Genomic DNA, 15,987 nt, shown 5'->3' with positions numbered 1-15,987 from the left:
CGCGGCGTTTGCCGCGGGATTTTTTTATTGCGCAGGCGGTGTGACAACAGCCGGTGCTTCTTCCAGACCCAGCTGGCGCACGCCACCGCCGTTCAGCCATTCCTGATACATCCAGTCACCTTCGGCATTGCTGACACCTTCCGGCGCAGCACGCACGATTTGCGGCTTACCGGCCAGTGCGGCACGCATACTGTCGATCCAGATCGGCAACGCCAGCGTCGCACCGAATTCACGTCCGCCAAGTGATTTCGGATCGTCATAACCCATCCACGCAACTGCCACCACATTCGCGGCATATCCGGCAAACCAGCCGTCTACCGCATCGCTGGTGGTACCGGTTTTACCCGCCAGATCGGAACGTCCGAGTCTGGTACTGGCCGACGCACCCGTACCGCTGCGTGTCACTTCGCGCAGCATACTGTCGGTAATAAAGGCATTGCGGGCATCAATCACACGCGCTGATTCATCCACTTTGGTTACCGGTACGGATTTCAATACCTGACCTTTGGCATCCGTGATTCGGGTAATCAGTTGCGGGCTGACCTGATAGCCACCGTTCGCAAACACCGCATACGCACCTGCCAGCTGCATCGGTGTAACGGAGCCGGTTCCCAGTGTCAGCGTCAGATTGGCCGGATGCTTATCTTTACTGAAACCGAAATGCTGCAGCCAGTCCAGTGCATGCTGTACACCTATCGCTTGCAGTATCCGCACCGAGACCACGTTTTTCGAATGTGCCAGCGCATAACGCATACTGACCGGGCCTTCGTATTTTCCATCGTCATTGCGCGGGTCCCATTTCAGCACTTCATCGGTGGTTTGCGATAACTGCACGTCGTTGATCTGGGTTGCCGGTGAAAAGCCTTTTTCCAGCGCAGCCGAATAAATAAACGGCTTCATACTCGAACCCGGCTGACGCCAGCCGCTGGTAACGTGATTGAATTTCTTCCGGTTGAAGTCAAAACCACCGACCAGCGCGCGCACCGTGCCATCATCGGCATTCAGTGCCACATACGCACCTTCGACTTCCGGCAACTGTGTGATACTCCAGCGGTTTTTATTGTCTTTAATCACGCGGATCACGGCACCCGGCACGATTTTCAATGCCGACGCGGCTTTCGCTTGCAAACCTGCACTGGCAAAACGCAAACCGTCACCATCGATGCTCACGGTTTCGCCGCTGGCCAGTTCTGCAAGCACTTTGCGCGGGCTGGCCTCAGTCACGACGGCTGCCAGCAAAGTATCGCTGGAAGGATGTTTTTTCAGTACGTCATCAATCGCATCGTCACGCTCTTCACTGTCGGAAGGCAGCTGAATAAAGGCTTCAGGGCCACGGTAGCCGTGGCGCTGATCGTAAGCCATCACATTTTTACGCACAGCTTCATACGCCGCATCCTGATCCGCTTTCAGCAGCGTGGTGTAGACGCGGATGCCGCTGGTGTATGCCTGCTCTTTGTATTCCTCGACGACTTTCTGACGCACCATTTCCGCGACATAGTCAGCACGCGAATCAAAAATCTGTTTGCCGGTGACCGTGATTTTTTCATGCACTGCCTGATCGTACTGATTTTCCGTAATCACACCACGGGTCAGCATCAGCTTCAGCACCACTTCCTGACGCTGTTTCGCTTTCTGGAAATTCGCTACCGGATTGTGACGTACCGGATTTTTCGGAATGCCGGCCAGCATCGCTGCTTCTGCCAGTGTCACATCTTTTAAAGGTTTATTGAAATAGGTGCGTGCTGCACCGGCAAAGCCATGCGAACGTTGTCCCAGATAAATCTGGTTCATATACAGTTCCAGAATCTGGTCTTTGGTCAGCGCAGATTCGATGCGGGAGGTCAGCAATAATTCTTTGAGTTTGCGATTCACGGTTTTTTCCTGACTCAGGAAGAAATTCCGTGCCACCTGCATGGTGATGGTGGAAGCACCCTGATGAAAGCCGCCGCGCAAATCGGCCAGAATTGCACGTCCGGCACCGATGTAATCCACGCCATTGTGTTCATAGAAGCGTGCATCTTCTGTCGACAACAACGCATCTTTCATAACTTTCGGCATATCTTTGATGGCGACAAATTCACGGTGTTCTTCACCGAATTCACCGATCAGCGCATTATCAGCGGTATAAATACGCAGCGGAATTTTCGGCCGGTAATCTGTGACCGCATCCAGATCAGGCAAGCCGGGAGCCAGTACCAGAAAGGTATATCCCGCTACGCCCAGTACCGCTGTTCCGGCGAGAGCGCCTAATCCTAATAACCACTTCATATTGTTTCCCTTTCTTCCAGCGTCTGTAAGGTGTACAGGCGCTGATAAATACCTTGCTCGATCTGCATCAGACTGGCGTGCTGCCCCTGTTCTGCAATCACGCCGTGATTTAACACGATAATCTGATCGGCATCACGTATCGTGGATAAACGGTGCGCAATCGCGACGACGGTGACCTTGCCGCGTAATTCATTCAGTGTCTGCTGCACGATCTGTTCAGTTTCACTGTCGATATGCGAAGTTGCTTCATCCAGAAATAAGACCTGCGGTTTACCCGCCAGCGCACGTGCAATCGCGATCAGCTGTTTCTGACCGGATGAGAGTTGTACGCCACCGGTGCCAAGCTGCGTTGCATAGCCGTGTTCAAATCCGCAAATAAAATCGTGAATATGCGCAGCCTTTGCCGCAGCAATCACTTCGTCTTCAGCAATGTCACGGCCCATGCGGATATTATCGGCAATGCTGGCTGCCAGCAAATACGGTTCCTGCGGTACCAGACCGACGCGCTCACGGAAGTGTTGTGTACCATAAGCATGGACAGGCTGATCATCGATCAGGATTGTGCCAGAGTCAGCTTCGTAAAAACGCAGCAGCAGGCTCAGTAGCGTGGACTTACCACTGCCGGTGTGCCCGACGATACCGGTCATCTGGCCGTTTTCTATGTTCAGATCAATGTTTTTCAGGACTGGCTTGCCAGTCTGGTAGGAGAAGCTGAGATCAAGGATGCGGATGCTGCCGCTCTGCATCTGTGCGTGACTCGCTTTTTCTTCCGCTGCAGGTTCCTGTAACAGTGTATTCACGCGGGCAGCAGACACAATGGCTTGCTGAATTTGTCCGAACTGCATAGTGATCTGGATCAGTGGTTCCACGACACGCGCGATATAGCTGACAAACGCATACAGAATACCGATTTCCACACCGGAAAAACGCTGCTGGCTGAAGCTGAAAATCACGATCACTAAAATCAGAATATTCAGAAAATCCAGCGCCGGACGCAACAGCCAGGCGTTGGCTTTTAACTCTTGCAGACGTGCAGCGTAATGCTGCTGACCTGTCTGATCAAAGCGTTGAGCAAAACGTTGTTCAGCGCGGCTGGCTTGCAGTGTGTGCATACCCTGCAGGCTTTCTGCCAGTTGTGCATTGATATCGCTGCGCAGCTGGCGCGCACGGGCAACTGCCGGAGCACTCCAGCGCTGATAAAACCAGACGATCAGCACTACTGCCGGAATTAACGGCAGTACCACCAGAAACAGACGCCATTCGAGCAGCAGCATGCCGGTCATGGCACCGATCACCACAATCGAACTGTCCAGCATCACAAACAATACCTGCACGTACAGATTTTTGACTGCTTCGGTATCGTTGGTAACGCGGCTGACCAGCTGGCCGGTCATGCTGCGGTCGAAGAAAGCCATCGGTAGTTTCAGTACGTGGGAATACACTTGTTCACGCAGCCGCTGCACCGAACGCATCGCCACACCGGCCAGTCGCACCAGTTGCCGGTAACGCAGCCATGTTGCTATCCAGCCGGAAATCAGGAAAGCTGCCAGCAGCGGAATGATTTCTGTCCATGCCAGCTGACGTGGTAACAGGTACTGATCAATAAAGGCTTTACCGAGCCACGGGCCGATGGCTTCCAGTCCGGCCGCGATCAGTAACAGCAGCAAGCCTTTGCGCACCTGCGATTTTTCAGGACTGGCAGCACTGAACAACAGTTGCAGTGCCCGCTGGCGTTGTTCTGCCGGTGTCATACTTGGTTGTTGCTCAGGCTGCATCTAAACTCGCCTCCAGTTGCTGGTAGCGCCATTGTGCGGCGTACCATCCGTTGTGTTGCAATAGGAAATCATGGTTTCCCTGTTCGTGAATATGTCCGTTTTTCATCACAATAATCTGATCTGCTTCTGCCAGCGCACTCAGGCGGTGGCTGATGATGATCATGGTACGGGTCGGATGTTGCTGGCGCAGATGGCGTAAGTGCTGCAGGATCTGCGTTTCCGTTGCGGTATCGACCGCAGACAAGGCATCGTCCAGAATCAGTAAGGCACTGTCGGTCAGCAAAGCGCGCGCAATCGCCACCCGCTGACGTTGTCCGCCGGACAGCGTAATGCCGCGTTCGCCGACCGGGGTGTCATAGCCTTGTGGGAAACGCAGAATGTCATCGTGGACGGATGCCAGTCTTGCCGCTTCTTCAATCTGTGCGCGGCTGGCACCGGGTGCTGATAAAGCGATGTTTTGTGCCACCGATGCAGAGAACAGAAACGGTTCCTGTGCAACCCAGTTCAGTTGTGAGCGCAGCGCATCTATCTGATATGCATGCAGCGGATGTCCGCCCCACAAAATCTGCCCCTGCTGTAATTCATACTGGCGCAGCAGTAAGCGTACTAATGTGGACTTGCCGGCACCGGTCGGGCCGGCAATGCCGATGGTTTGTCCGGCGCGTATTTCCAGATGCAGATCCTGCAGCGCAGGTGTTGCCTGAGTCGGATACGCAAACTGCACATGCTGCAGCGTGATGGCCGGTGCCGGCATGTTGGAAAGGCTGCCGGTGTCTTTGACCAGCAATTCTGCATTCAGTACCGGTTCCAGTCGCTTCCATGCTGCTTTACCACGTTCCAGCAAGGCCAGTACCCAGCCTGCAGCAAACATAGGCCAGATCAGTTGTCCCAGATACATGCTGAAGCTGGTCAGCGCACCGATCGTGATTTCATGCTGCCAGACCAGCCAGCCACCCACCGCTAACGTCATCAGACCGGCAAACGTCAGGCTCAGACCGACGGCAGGTTCAAAGGCCGCTTCCCAGCGCTGTGCCTGATAGCTGGATTCGCGTGCGGCACTGGCCAGCGCTGAAAATTGCGCTGCATTCCTCTGTTCCAGTCCCAGTGCGCGGATAGTACGCACACCAGCCAGCGATTCCTGTACCTGCTCATTCAAGGCGCTGAAACTGTCCAGCGAAGCTCTTGAAGCATCATGCACATGGTGGGTGATTTTGCGGAAAGCCAGCGCCATGAAGGGGAAGGGCAGTAAGGCAACCAGTGCCAGCCGCCAGTCAACGGATGTCAGCATCATGCTGATCACCAGCGCGAAGGTGACGCTGCCGTCAAACCCTGCCAGCGCTGCTTCGCCTGCAGCCAGTTCAATCGCATCGGCATCATTTGTGCCCATTGCCATCAGATCGCCGGTTTTTTGCTGATCAAAAAAAGCACCGCTTTGCAGGCAGAGTTTCTGATATAGCCGCGTCCTTAATTCCACGCCCAGCTGATAAGAAGCGGTGAACAATTGTATGCGCCAGCCTACCCGTAAAAAGTAGATGACGATACCGGCCAGCAGTAAATACGCCAGTTCTTTTATTAACTGTGTATTGTCAGCCGGATGGCTGGCCAGCAAGTCAATCAGATGACCGGTCTGGCGCGGAATCCAGACAGTCAGTATGGAAATACAGAACAGCATTGTTGCTGCCAGCACATAATTGCGCCGGTGCCGCCGTATAAAAGACCACAAAAACTGAAACAGTGTCATAGCGTTATCAGATAAAAAAATCCGTTACTCCGGCATGGAGTAACGGATTGCGGAAGGGCGAAAAGCCGGATTACTTGTGTACTGCGTTCGCAGCGTTATCCGGTTTCAGCATATTCCACAGGAAGGTGTAAGTGATGGCACTCATGTCAGCGCGTTGCTCGTTGTTCGCCGCACCGCCATGGCCGCCTTCGATGTTTTCATAGTACCAGACATTCTTATGTCCCTGTTTCAGCATCTTGGCTGCCATCTTACGGGCATGACCCGGATGCACGCGGTCATCACGGGTGGACGTGATGAACAGCACATTCGGATATTTCACACCGGCTTTGACATTGTGATAAGGCGAGTAACGGCGGATGAAATCCCACTCGGCTTTGACATCCGGATTGCCGTACTCACCCATCCACGAAGCGCCGGCCAGCAGTTTGTTGAAGCGCTGCATATCCAGCAACGGTACCTGACTGACGACAGCGTTGAACAGATCCGGACGCTGTGTCAGCGCCACGCCTGCCAGTAAGCCACCGTTACTGCCGCCCATGGCACCCAGATGGCGCGGGCTGGTGATTTTTTTGCTGATCAGATCCTGCGCTACTGCCGCGAAGTCATCATAAGCGCGCTGACGATTGCCTTTCAGTGCTGCTTCATGCCAGCGCGGGCCGTATTCGCCGCCGCCACGGATATTCGCCACCACGTACACGCCACCTTTTTCCAGCCAGCTCTTACCGAGGCCACCGGAATACGATGGTGTCAGTGGCACCAGGAAGCCGCCGTAGCCGTACAGCAGGGTAGGGTTGTTGCCGTCCAGTTTCGCATCTTTGCGCTTCACAACAAAGTAAGGCACTTTGGTGCCGTCTTTTGAGGTCGCAAACTGCTGCACTGTTTCATACGCACTGGCATCAAAGAAAGCCGGTGCAGACTTCAGTAATTCACGCTGATCGCTGCCGGCATTTGCCATCATATACACAGCCGGTGTCAGGTAATCAGAAAAACTCAGGGTGTACGCATCGCTGTTTTCTGCATCCCAGCCAGCCACACCGACTGCGCCCATGGTCGGCAGATTGACCTGACGGGAACTCCATTTACCGTTTTCCAGTTTCCATTCGGTCAGACGGCTTTTCACGTCTTCCAGTGTTTGCAGCAACAGGAAGTTCTTGGTTTCTGCCGCACCGACATAGGATGTGGATGCGCTTGGTGTGAACAACACGGTAAATTCACGGCCGCCCTGTTTGAAGCTGTCAAAACCGGTTGCCAGTACGCTGCCGCTGACATAGGTTTTGCCGTTCACAGTCCAGTCTTCGCGCAGGGTGACCAGCATCTGATCGCGGAAGAAACCGATATCCGCTTTGGCCGGTACGTCCAGACGGTTCAGTTTGTCGCCGTCGCGGTAAAAGTGTTCTGCGGTGTAGAAAGTGATCTGACGGTGCAGCAATTCATACTGATGATTCTGATGGCGGCTCAGCTGCGCGCTGACGCTCATGTCCGTGGTTTTACCTTCCAGCAGCGTGGTCGCATTTTGCAGCGGTGTGCCGCGTTTCCATTCTTTGATGATGCGCGGATAGCCGGAATCCGTCATGCTGCCTGCACCGAAATCAGTGGCGACATAAATGCTGTTCAGATCGCGCCAGTCCGCCGACAGTTTGGCTTCAGGCAATGTAAAGCCGTCTTTCACAAAGGATTTGCTGGCGATATCAAATTCACGCACAGTCACTGCATCCGCACCGCCGCGTGACAGGCTGATCAGACAGCGGTCATACACCGGCTCGCGGCAGTTTGCGCCTTTAAATACCCAGTTAACATTTTCTGCTTTGCCGATGGCATCGATGTCCAGCACGGTTTCCCATGCCGGCGTTGCTTTGCGATATTCTTCCAGCGTGGTACGACGCCATACGCCGCGCGGATTGGCTGCATCGGTCCAGAAGTTGTAGACGAAATCGCCCATTTTGTAGATGCCCGGAATACGGTCTTTCGAGTTCAGCACCACCAGCAGGTCATCTTTCAGCTTCGCGAATCCGGCGTCATCTTTCAGCTTGGCACGGGTTTCGGCATTGCGCGCTGTCACCCATTCCATGGATTTTTTGCCTTCGACATTTTCCAGCCACTGGAAAGCGTCCTGTTGCGCAGCGGCGCTGCCGGCAAAGCTGGTCAGGGCTAAGGCGATGGCGGCAATGGCCGTCCGGTTGTGGTGTTGGTTCATTCTTCTCCTCTCGGGTCTGGTGATATTGTCAGCAGCTTTGTACGGCGCATGCAGCACACGCTGATGCGGGCAAGCCTGCAGGTATCCGGGAAAGCGATATTCGCATTCAGGCAGTCTGGCTGCAAGGTTTTCGATGCCTTAAAAACACTGAAGTTCGGGAAATGCCGTAAAAACAGGGAAGCGCTGGTTTTCCGTCCCTGCTGCCGTCAAAAATTTCGTTTTTGCGCAGAATTGTGAATAGTCTGCCCGACCGTCTGTTGCAGCCGGAAAACAGGCATTTTTAGCCTCAAATGCGGTGTTCTGCACAGCAGTTGCGCTGTCGTCGGCAGAAAGTTTGGCTCTCCGAAAATGATGAATGCGGATAGCTGCATAGTGCTGCTCCTTGCCGGCACCGGATCACTGAATCTGTTGCACCGGAGCACTAGCCGGACGAAAGCGTTGTATCCGGGCAGTGGCAGCGGGTGTCCGGCAGAAATATGTGTTTTGCATTGCGAATGCAGAACAGCAGCAAGCCGGTGGCGCGGTATAGTGTCGGATTGACTAAATAACACTAATTAAGGAGTTAAGCATGCAAGGTTTTCCGTTTTCCCGTCTCGCAACCGGGTTTGTAGCGCTGGCTTTATCGGCATTCAGCGGTGTTGCGCTGGCAGATGGTCCGGCACATGCCGGTGCGGTATCAGAAGTATTACTGAAAAGCACCGCTTCCTGGGATGGCAAGGCTTACGCTGCTTATCCGGCCGGACAACCGGAAATGACCGTCCTGAAGATCACAATTCCCCCGAAAACCAGCCTCCCGTGGCACCATCATCCGGTAATGAACGCCGCGTATGTGGTGTCCGGTCAGTTGACCGTGGAAAAACAGGAAAACGGTGAAAAGAAATTGCTTGGCCCGGGTCAGGTATTGCCGGAAATGGTGGGCAGTGTTCACCGTGGTACCAGTGGCGACGAGCCGGTGGTACTGATCGTGTTTTACGCCGGTGCGCAGGGGACGCCGCTGACAATTAAAAACGACTGATGTATTGACCGTCACCAGCGTCGCTTGTAGAACTCATTTCATAAATAGCCACGAGTGCGAACGCGAGGTGCCGGGATGCAGTGCGCGACGCAACAAAGCAATGCGCCCGGCACATCCGTTCCCGAAGGGTTTGCCTCATAGCGCACGCTGGACAGCGTTGGACGCGTTGTGAATAGCACCGCTATTCACTGCCTTGTCCGTCTTGCCAGCCTGCGCTATGAGACAAACGCATCTCGCGGGTATTTATGAAATGAGTTCTAGATATTTGCCAATCAGAAGTCAGGTTCAGCGAAGCACAACACAATAAAAAAATCCCCGGCGAACCGGGGATTTTTTGTTTTCTGCACCCTGTGGATTACTGGTAAGTTGCTACCAGAGACATACCACTGGAAGTTGCGTAGCCATATACCATGATGTAGTAGGTAGTGGCTTTTGGTGCCGCAACAGAAACAGTTTCTGTATTGGTGGAACCATCAGACTTGAAGTCGTAAGTGGTTGTGGTTGGCGCTGCAGACGCTTTCACGTACAGATCAGAGTCACCAGTGCCACCGGACAGTTTGATGCTCAGGTTTTTCGCACCGGCTGGAACAACCAGTGTGTAAACCTTATTCGCGCCGGCTGCCAGGCTGATACCGGTGACCGGTACGCCTTTGGTCAGTGCTGTGCCGCTTGGAGGTGTTGTTGTGCAGGATACGCCAACTGCTTTGAATGCCGCAGTCACGTCAGCCACCGCATAACCGCGGTTGCCAGCTGCTTTTTCCACACCGCATGCACCGGCGTTGAATGTGCTGTTTGCAGTCCAGTACAGACGGTTTGCATCAGCCATGACCTGGAAGGCTTTTTTGGTATCCCAGCCAGCAGTTGTTGCCAGCAGGTAGAAGGCTTTGTTGTACACACCGCTGGTGTAGTGAACGTCCATGCTACTGGTGTATTTGGACGCGTTATCGATAGAGCGGCCATCCAGTGGCGGGTTGTACATGTAACGCAGTGCGCCTGAACCTTTGAAAATGTCAGTGCCGACTTTGAAGTCGTTGGTGCCGCGAACATAGAATTTCGCTGCTTCACCGGCCATGTCAGAGAACGCTTCATTCATACCGCCGGACATACCGGAATACACCAGACCGGAGTTTTGTTCGGTATAGCCGTGGGAAACTTCATGGCTGGTCACGTCCAGAGAAACCAGTGGGTAGAAGGTTGTTGCGCCGTCGCCGTAGCTCATTGCAGAACCATCCCAGAATGCATTTTCGTAGTTAGAACCGTAATGCACTTTCATGACCAGTTTCTGGCTGATCGGACGTACGCCGACGTATGCCTGATACATGTTGAATACCTGATTACCGAAATAGTGCGCATCGTTCATTGGCGAATAAGCACCGTTGATCGATTTCACAGTATTACGCGGGCAAGTATAGGAATGCAGTGTGCCGGAGCCGGATGTTGCACCGTTCATGTTGTAAGTATCAACATTGGTGCTGCTCAGCTTACAGGTAGAGCCGCTGACCAGTACGTCCAGGAAGCCGTAGCCAGCAGTTGTACCGTATTCGTACTGACCGGTTTTCTGGTTACCGCCAGGACCTGTGCCGGACAGTGTGTGTGTCAGACCTTCCCATTGTTGCAGTACTTTGCCGGTGTTCGCATCGATCAGGAAGTGCGGACGGCTTGGTTTGTTCGGGTTGGATGTGTCAACGAAGGAAATCGCATAGACCAGTTGCGCTTTGTTGTTGTCATCCAGTTTAACGTACAGTTTAGCCTGTTCGTTTTCGGAAGAATGTGCACGTGCCTGTGTTTTGGCCATGCCCAGTGCTTGTTTGTCAGAGTACAGTGGTTTTACGGAAACCAGATCTCTGTCGATGTTGCGGATCATGGAGCCGCTCATGACCGGTGCTGCGAAACCGCGCACACGGTGTTCAACGATGGCTTCGCCCCAGACAGGTACGCCCTGATGCAATTGCTGATAACGGGTAACAACTTTGCCGTCAGCATAAGACTGGCTGCGCAGTGCTTGCAATTCGCCGGATGCCAGACCCAGTGCCTGATGCGCCTGGATAGAGCCGCCAGCTGCCAGCGATGCGCGGGATGCTGTGGACAGTGCTGGTGCATTTTTTTCCAGATCAATACGATCTGCCGCAGATGCATCCCATGCTGCTGCCAGCATCAGTGCCATCACGGTAGGACGGAACAACTGTTTTGTTTTCAAAGCTCGTGTCATTTTTTCTCCAGTATTTCTTGTAGATATTGTTGAACCCGCCGGTTCCCGGTCGGGTGAAAATGAACCGCAAAGAACGAATGGGGTGGTCAGCTTCCCGACTCGTGACCGGGATACGGTATGCAGCCTGACTCACTCCCTGATGGACTCGCCACATCGCTGTGACGAAACGGAAGTTAATCAGACAAAATTAAATTCGGAAACCGACTTGTTGTTTTGTGAAAAATAGAGGGAAACTGTAAAGAAATTTTTTCGAAACAAAATTTCTTCTGTCGCCGTTTTTTTCAAACAAGTTTCATGCGAAATGAATAATGCGAGCGGAAAAAGGTGGAAATGTCTACCTTTTGCGCAAAACTGTTTTAATAAAAAAGATTGACAGTCAGTAAAGTGCTTACCAAAAGCACATTGACAGAGGTGAGGGGCTGTGATTACAGCTGCAGCAACTTCTTTGTAAAGCGCTGCTAAGTCATTGAATCAGAATGGGTAAACCGCAAAAAAGTTCCCGAAATTTGTTTTCTGTGCAGAAATCATTACCTGATACATGTGTAATGGAATGCAACAAGTGTGATTATCGCCTGAATTTCGGAAAATTTTGTAAAGAAATTTTCTTTTTTGAGGTGGAAAATTCAGTTTCCTGAAAAAATATCAATCTTTCACCGATGCTTTGGAAAGATTTTTTCTTATCCATTGCTGCATGTCATCCCAGATACGGTTGATTTCGTCATCGGACGGCATTTGCCGCGCATTCGGTAACTCTATCGTCACCACCGGAATATCCTTGTGCAGCCCGCTGTAATTACCGAGCGAACCGGGGTACACGCCGACACGGTTATAAATTAAGCGTCCGAAACGTACCGGTGGCTCGGCAGGGCCGTCAAAATCCAGCACGCCGTAAGGCGCATGGACAGAAATAATCACATGTGGTTTATAGCGTTCGATTTCTTCGTTCACCCAGCGGCTTTCCGGTTCGGAAACCGGTTGTTTGCCGGGAAAACGGCGCGGATCACGCTTCGTGGTACGCACCCAATAATCTTCGGCTTCTTTCTGCCATTCCGGTGTCGGGAAGTTGCGGTTCAGGTCTACACCGTTGGCATTCACGCGGGTGGCTGGCCTTGCCAGCAAGCCATCCGGATTCACAACCGGCGCTACTTTCCACTGAAATTCACCGGGGCCATTGCGCAGCAGCTTGTCCATCCATTTAAACGTAATTGCGGAAGAAGTCTGCTCATCGCCGTGAATACCGCCGAGCAGCAGAATGCGCAAGGCTTTCGGGTTACCAGGTTTGGCGCTGAAAAAGCGCGTCATCAGCGGAATGCTCCGAACCGAATACGCGCCGGACGGGGCCAGATACAAACGCAGGCAATCCTGCTCTGAAACAGCCGGTAACTGAGGAGTGATTGTTTTACACCAGTGTTCACTGGCAGAGGGGGGCGGAGGAACGGCGGTGCCGGAGGCAACCGCCGTGTAAGGCATCAGCGCGGTGCACGATGCCAGCGTGCAGGCTACTGCGAAACGACGTGGCATCGGGATGCTGACTCCTTGTATTACAGTCCTGCTGCAGCGCGCAGAATCGCTGCTTTGTCGGTACGTTCCCAGCTGAATTCAGGCTCTTCACGACCGAAGTGGCCGTAAGCAGCTGTTTTGGAGTAAATCGGACGCAGCAGATCCAGCATCTGGATGATGCCTTTCGGACGCAGGTCGAAGTGCTCGTTCACCAGTGCGGCGATTTGCTCGTCAGGGATAACACCGGTACCTTCGGTATACACTGTCACGTTCATCGGACGTGCAACGCCAATGGCGTAGGCAACCTGAATCTGGCACTGACGCGCCAGACCGGCAGCCACGATGTTTTTCGCGACGTAACGTGCCGCGTAAGCTGCGGAACGGTCTACTTTTGTCGGATCTTTACCGGAGAATGCACCACCACCGTGCGGGCATGCGCCACCGTAGGTATCGACGATGATCTTACGGCCGGTCAGACCGCAATCGCCTTGCGGGCCACCGATCACGAAACGGCCGGTCGGGTTGATCAGGTATTTTGTATCCTGCAGCCACTCGGATGGCAGTACCGGTTTGATGATTTCTTCGATGACGGCTTCGATAAATGAAGCTTTCATCTTGGTTGCAGATTCACTCTGGTCAGGGTGATGCTGAGTGGACAGCACAACGGTATCGATAGAATGCGGTTTGCCGTCAACATAACGCATGGTGACCTGAGATTTTGCATCCGGACGCAGGAATGGCAGGCGGCCATCCTTACGCAGTTGCGCCTGACGCTCTACCAGACGGTGTGCATAGTAAATCGGCGCAGGCATCAGTTCCGGTGTTTCATCGCAGGCATAACCGAACATCAGACCCTGATCACCGGCACCGGTGTTCAGATGGTCGTCGGATGCGTGATCCACGCCCTGAGCAATATCATTCGATTGTTTGTCGTAAGCGACCAGTACCGCGCAACCTTTATAGTCGATACCGTAATCGGTATTGTCGTAACCGATACGCTTGATGGTGTCGCGGGCAACCTGAATGTAATCTACGTGGGCGTTGGTAGTGATTTCACCAGCCAGCACCACCAGACCAGTATTGGTCAGGGTTTCAGCAGCTACACGGGAACGCGGATCCTGTTCGAGAATTGCATCCAGAATCGCATCAGAGATCTGATCAGCTACTTTGTCCGGATGTCCTTCGGATACTGATTCAGAGGTAAAGAGAAAGTCACTTGCCATCGCAGGCTCCTGTAAAAAATGACCGAAAAAATGTGCCGCAGTCAAAATGTGAACCTGCGACGCTTTAGCGGAATTTATAAACCGCCTCGCAAGTTGTCTGTTAACTCGGCGGTAAAGCTGTGCCGGAACAGTATTCCGGTGCGCAATGTGTGATATTTTACGCCTTCTCTCGATATTCTGTCGAATACCCCTCGTTTTTTCACTGGTACTTGAGCGGCGTCATGCTAGTTCGTCTATTTCGATTCTTTTCATATTTCCCTTTGCCGGTGCTGCATGCCGGCGGCGCAGCACTGGGCTGGCTGGTTTACGGTCTTTCCGGCTCTTATCGTCGTCGTATGCGACACAATATGCAGCTGGCTGGTGTGGAGGCGCATCTGGGCGCAGCGGTCAGCGAAGCCGGTAAAAATATTGCGGAGCTGCCTTTTATCTGGTGCGCGAAGCCTGAGCGTGTGTTAAAAACCGCGACGCTGGAGAACTGGGAACTGGTGCAGACTGCGCTGGATGCCGGTAAGGGTGTGATTTTCCTGACACCGCATCTGGGTTGTTTTGAGATCGTTGCGCAATCTATTGCAGTGCGCACCCGCTTAACGGTGATGTACCGTCCGCCGCGTCAGGAAGCGCTGAAACCGCTGATTGAAGGCGCACGTGCCCGCGACAATCTGTTGCTGGCGCCGGCCAACTTATCCGGTGTGCGCATCATGGCAAAAGCACTGCGCAAGGGCGAAGCAATTGGCCTGCTGCCGGATCAGGTACCGCAGGAAGGCGAGGGCGTGTGGGCGCGCTTCTTCGGCAAGCCGGCGTATACCATGACGCTGTCTGCCAAACTGCACACCATGAGCGGTGCACCGGTGATTGTGACGTATGCTGAACGTCTGCCGTTCGGACGTGGTTACCGCGTTCGTTTCCTGCCATTTGAAGAAGCCCTGCCGGAAGATGCGGCGGGTCAGGCGGAAGCAATTAACCGAGCGATGGAAAAACTGATTCTGGCCGCACCGGCACAGTATTTCTGGAGTTACAACCGCTATAAAACACCGGAAGGTGTCAGCGGGCCGGAGCAGGATGCGGTATGAGACTGATGTTATTGATTATGTGGTTGCTGCACTGGTTGCCGCTGCCACTGCTGGGGCGTTTCGGTGAAACGGTCGGTAGTTTCTTATTTTATGTGATTAAGAAACGCCGCCGCATTACGCTGACCAATCTGCGACTTTGCATGCCGGAACTCAGCGAAGCGGAACGCTACCAACTTGCTAAGCAGCATTTTCGTTACTATGCCCGCAGCGTGTTTGAACGCGGCATTCTGTGGTGGGCACCGGAGTCGCGTCTGAAAAAACTGATTCATGTCGAACCCGGCGTACCGCTGGCTGACATTAAGGCCGGTCCGGTCGTGATCATGTGCCCGCATTTTGTGTGTCTGGAAGTCGCGGGTGTGGCGACCATGCTGGAATCTTCGCTGTGTTCGATTTATTCCGAGCAAAAAAATAAAGTGTTTGACCGTGCGCTGCGTAAAGGGCGTTCACGTTTTCGTCCGGTGCAATTGTTTTCACGTAATGAAGGCATTAAGCCGATACTGCGCGCCATGCAGCAGGGCTTGCCTTACTTCATGCTGCCGGATATGGATTTCGGTATTAAGAATGCAGAATTTATTCCGTTTTTCGGTGTGCCTGCCGCGACCCTGATTGCGTTGCCGCGTCTGGTGGCAACTTCCGGTGCGAAAGTCATTCCGGTCACCGCCACTTATCTGCCGGATTACCAGGGCTGGCAGGTACGTTTCCATCCGGCGTGGGAAAATTATCCGGGCGATGCCAGCCTGACCGAGGCCACCCGTCAGATGAATGCGTTTATTGAAAGCCAGATTCGTTTCGCACCGGCAGAATATTTTTGGGCGCATAAACGTTTCAAGACACGTCCGGAAGGCGAAGCAGGCTTTTACTGAGCTGTTGCGCGTTCTGTGCAATCAACCTAGAATAGCGGGACAGGTGCGTAGGGGTGCCTGCCCGCAAAAGAGGATCTCACCCTGCTGTCTTTGCAGACCACAGATGTGCGTCTGCCATCTTTCCGATGT

The 15,987-nt window shown here is 53.4% G+C and carries 10 protein-coding genes; 3 read left to right on the top strand and 7 right to left on the bottom strand.

The features are described 5' to 3' along the window. Positions 1–24: 24 nt before the first annotated feature. The 4 genes from IE092_RS10585 to IE092_RS10570 form a co-directional block, all read right to left on the bottom strand. On the bottom strand, positions 25–2,268 hold the full coding sequence (locus IE092_RS10585) for a penicillin-binding protein 1A (RefSeq protein ID WP_189357134.1): 2,244 nt from the start codon (positions 2,266–2,268) through the stop codon (positions 25–27). Next, the gene (locus IE092_RS10580; RefSeq protein WP_229793130.1) at positions 2,265–4,043 is read right to left on the bottom strand and encodes an ABC transporter ATP-binding protein; all 1,779 of its coding nucleotides are present in this window, start codon (positions 4,041–4,043) and stop codon (positions 2,265–2,267) included. Before IE092_RS10580 ends, IE092_RS10585 begins: the two co-directional genes overlap by 4 nt. Next, a complete protein-coding gene (locus IE092_RS10575) occupies positions 4,033–5,784 on the bottom strand; it encodes an ABC transporter ATP-binding protein (RefSeq protein WP_189357133.1) in 1,752 nt (583 codons plus the stop codon). The genes IE092_RS10580 and IE092_RS10575 overlap by 11 nt, the downstream gene beginning before the upstream one ends. A 70-nt stretch (positions 5,785–5,854) precedes the next feature. Further along, entirely contained in the window at positions 5,855–7,978 is a 2,124-nt protein-coding gene (locus IE092_RS10570; protein ID WP_189357132.1) for a prolyl oligopeptidase family serine peptidase, read from the bottom strand. Between the two features lie 568 nt (positions 7,979–8,546). Between IE092_RS10570 and IE092_RS10565 the strand changes: the two genes are divergently transcribed. Beyond that, entirely contained in the window at positions 8,547–8,993 is a 447-nt protein-coding gene (locus IE092_RS10565) for a cupin domain-containing protein (RefSeq protein WP_189357131.1), read from the top strand. A 355-nt stretch (positions 8,994–9,348) separates the two neighbouring features. Here IE092_RS10565 and IE092_RS10560 read toward each other — a convergent pair whose 3' ends face one another. The 3 genes from IE092_RS10560 to metK all read right to left on the bottom strand — a co-directional run bounded on the left by IE092_RS10560 (position 9,349) and on the right by metK (position 13,925). After that, entirely contained in the window at positions 9,349–11,202 is a 1,854-nt protein-coding gene (locus IE092_RS10560) for a M4 family metallopeptidase (RefSeq protein WP_229793129.1), read from the bottom strand. 642 nt (positions 11,203–11,844) lie between these two features. After that, positions 11,845–12,723: a M14 family zinc carboxypeptidase gene (locus IE092_RS10555; RefSeq protein WP_229793128.1), complete on the bottom strand. Its 879-nt coding sequence runs from the start codon at positions 12,721–12,723 to the stop codon at positions 11,845–11,847. 20 nt (positions 12,724–12,743) lie between these two features. Next, a complete protein-coding gene (gene metK / locus IE092_RS10550) occupies positions 12,744–13,925 on the bottom strand; it encodes a methionine adenosyltransferase (RefSeq protein WP_189357130.1) in 1,182 nt (393 codons plus the stop codon). A gap of 221 nt (positions 13,926–14,146) precedes the next feature. Between metK and IE092_RS10545 the strand changes: the two genes are divergently transcribed. Together IE092_RS10545 and IE092_RS10540 are read left to right on the top strand one after the other, a co-directional pair. Then, positions 14,147–14,995, top strand: coding sequence for a lysophospholipid acyltransferase family protein (locus IE092_RS10545; protein WP_189357129.1), 849 nt, complete (start codon positions 14,147–14,149; stop codon positions 14,993–14,995). Beyond that, a complete protein-coding gene (locus IE092_RS10540; RefSeq protein WP_189357128.1) occupies positions 14,992–15,858 on the top strand; it encodes an LpxL/LpxP family acyltransferase in 867 nt (288 codons plus the stop codon). Before IE092_RS10545 ends, IE092_RS10540 begins: the two co-directional genes overlap by 4 nt. Positions 15,859–15,987 lie beyond the last annotated feature (129 nt).

The organism is Cognatundibacterium squillarum (genome assembly GCF_014652435.1).
GTDB lineage: Bacteria > Pseudomonadota > Gammaproteobacteria > Burkholderiales > Burkholderiaceae_D > Undibacterium > Undibacterium squillarum.
This window is presented reverse-complemented; position numbering and strand designations above follow the sequence as displayed.

Bases quoted from the DNA above. Each gene is read 5' to 3' on its own strand.
- IE092_RS10555 (WP_229793128.1), bottom strand. From the start codon at position 12,723: ATGCCACGTCGTTTCGCAGTAGCCTGCACGCTGGCATCGTGCACCGCG.
- IE092_RS10540 (WP_189357128.1), top strand. From the start codon at position 14,992: ATGAGACTGATGTTATTGATTATGTGGTTGCTGCACTGGTTGCCGCTG.
- IE092_RS10565 (WP_189357131.1), top strand. From the start codon at position 8,547: ATGCAAGGTTTTCCGTTTTCCCGTCTCGCAACCGGGTTTGTAGCGCTG.
- IE092_RS10585 (WP_189357134.1), bottom strand. From the start codon at position 2,268: ATGAAGTGGTTATTAGGATTAGGCGCTCTCGCCGGAACAGCGGTACTG.
- IE092_RS10570 (WP_189357132.1), bottom strand. From the start codon at position 7,978: ATGAACCAACACCACAACCGGACGGCCATTGCCGCCATCGCCTTAGCC.
- IE092_RS10580 (WP_229793130.1), bottom strand. From the start codon at position 4,043: ATGCAGCCTGAGCAACAACCAAGTATGACACCGGCAGAACAACGCCAG.
- metK (WP_189357130.1), bottom strand. From the start codon at position 13,925: ATGGCAAGTGACTTTCTCTTTACCTCTGAATCAGTATCCGAAGGACAT.
- IE092_RS10545 (WP_189357129.1), top strand. From the start codon at position 14,147: ATGCTAGTTCGTCTATTTCGATTCTTTTCATATTTCCCTTTGCCGGTG.
- IE092_RS10575 (WP_189357133.1), bottom strand. From the start codon at position 5,784: ATGACACTGTTTCAGTTTTTGTGGTCTTTTATACGGCGGCACCGGCGC.
- IE092_RS10560 (WP_229793129.1), bottom strand. From the start codon at position 11,202: ATGACACGAGCTTTGAAAACAAAACAGTTGTTCCGTCCTACCGTGATG.